Origin of the sequence: Spiroplasma endosymbiont of Lariophagus distinguendus (genome assembly GCF_023846195.1) — a bacterium.
Classification (GTDB): domain Bacteria; phylum Bacillota_I; class Bacilli_A; order Mycoplasmatales; family VBWQ01; genus Spiroplasma_E.
The window spans coordinates 1-526 of the sequence record NZ_JALMUW010000190.1; the positions used below are offsets into that span (position 1 = coordinate 1).

Annotated in this window: 1 protein-coding gene; it reads left to right on the forward strand. The window is 15.2% G+C overall.

From position 1 onward, the window contains the following. Positions 1-284: 284 nt before the first annotated feature. Positions 285-526 (forward strand): hypothetical protein (locus M0D11_RS07575; protein ID WP_252321174.1); only part of this gene is annotated, 242 nt, incomplete at its 3' end.

Below are 526 nucleotides of genomic sequence, written 5' to 3' on the forward strand. Positions count from 1 at the left end.
TGTATAATTTTAATGCAAATATTGAACATAAATAAGTGTTAAAATATAAAATAAAAGTGTTATAATTAAATTGTTCTTATTTTTTATAGAACAAAATAATTTTAAAAAATGAATATAAAATTTAAATATAAACACAAATTTCAAATAACCTTTAAAACTTTTAGTTCCTTATTTTATACAGGAACTTTTTTTGTATAATTTATTTATATAAAATTAATACATGTTTTTAACTCACTACTTTAATTTTAAAGTAATTGAGTTTTTATTTTGAAAGGAAAGTTTAGATGAAAGATAAAAAGAAAGATTTACAAGAAGAAATTGAAATTTTTGAAAATGAAATTATAAAATTAGATGAAAAAATAAAAAACATAGTTTTAGAAATAGAACCACTACATAAAGAATTAGAATTAAATTTAAATAAAAAATCAGCTATCAAAAAATACACTTTTTTAAATGTAATTAGTTTTGGATTATTTAATTTTTTAAAAAAGAAAAAATTAAATCACAAAATTAAAGACAATAATAC